This is a genomic window from Ruminobacter sp. RM87 (assembly GCF_000701925.1).
In the GTDB taxonomy this organism is placed as follows: Bacteria; Pseudomonadota; Gammaproteobacteria; order Enterobacterales; family Succinivibrionaceae; genus Ruminobacter; species Ruminobacter amylophilus.
Window position 1 is genome coordinate 1 of record NZ_JNKD01000125.1, and the last position, 1,160, is coordinate 1,160.

The 1,160-nt window shown below is 33.5% G+C and carries 2 protein-coding genes; both read right to left on the minus strand.

Annotated features, from left to right (window positions below):
- Positions 1–89: 89 nt before the first annotated feature.
- Positions 90–434, minus strand: coding sequence for a hypothetical protein (locus T489_RS0112335; RefSeq protein WP_031580313.1), 345 nt, complete (start codon positions 432–434; stop codon positions 90–92).
- A 235-nt stretch (positions 435–669) separates the two neighbouring features.
- A complete protein-coding gene (locus T489_RS0112345; protein WP_031580314.1) occupies positions 670–1,005 on the minus strand; it encodes a hypothetical protein in 336 nt (111 codons plus the stop codon).
- Positions 1,006–1,160 lie beyond the last annotated feature (155 nt).

Below are 1,160 nucleotides of genomic sequence, written 5' to 3' on the forward strand. Positions count from 1 at the left end.
TTCCAAAGTCGATACATCTCGACTTTATCTTCGTACGTAAGCTTCATAAATATAACCCCCGAAGTTTTGTTCAACTTTCGGGGGGCACTCTATTTATCAGGATGCTCCTTTTTTAATTGTTCTAAGTAAGCAATCTTCTTCTCAACGCGTTTTTTTGAAATATTACTTCTAATTAACCTCAATATAGGCTCTGATTTAACACAATACTCATCTTCTAAAATGCTAATATAATTCTCATATCGGTAAATCATAAGGTTAGCCAATATTTCATCATCATCACTGTTAGGAAACATATACATATCTCTAGCAAATGAAAACAAATCTACAATTTTTCTAAGTTCATCCATGTGAGACATGAGAAATTTAACCTGCTCATCATGGGGCTTATCCTTAACCTGTTCAATCAAGGCATGATAAGCTTTCTCATACTCCAAAGCATTCTTCTTATGTTATGCTGGCCAGATTCATTATACTGAATGATCTCATCGAAGGCAGGATTCCCGGAGCTTCAAGATTTTCAATATTTTTTTCCATTTCTTTCTGGGAAATCATAACAATCTCCTTATAAAAAAGCCGTTATCCTAGCAATTTGGAAAACGGCTATATTCAAAAAAACGTGTACAACAACAAATGTAAGATGTAAGTTAGATGCTTATATAAAAATGAACATTAGCATTTTCCAGCAGCTTTCAATAACTCATTACAATTAGTTGAAATTTTTTCTTCACTGCCATCAGCATTTAACTTGGTACATAAAGCATCAGACTCAGAAAACATAGCTTTCATATAATAGCACTTATATACATTCGACTGCTTGTCCTGAACTTTATAATAAAGATGCATTGCAGTGGCTTCTTTTGAACCTGGAACTACAGTCAGATTACTCTGAACGATTCCTGTAGCGGTTTCTGCTTTATCCAGGAGCTTTTCATCACTTACATTAACTGATGCACATCCAACTAAAGACACCATAGCTGACACGGCAATCAAAGTAAATATTTTCATATCATTTCTCCATTTAAAAAAGATCTTTATACTTCCGGTTTTGTTTTCTCAAATACCATTTGTTAAACGATCGTAAAAGTTGACCACCTAAACGAATTAAAGTTGACGCCTAGAGATTATACCTATTTATCGTTTTCTTCCAGTAATTTTTCTTT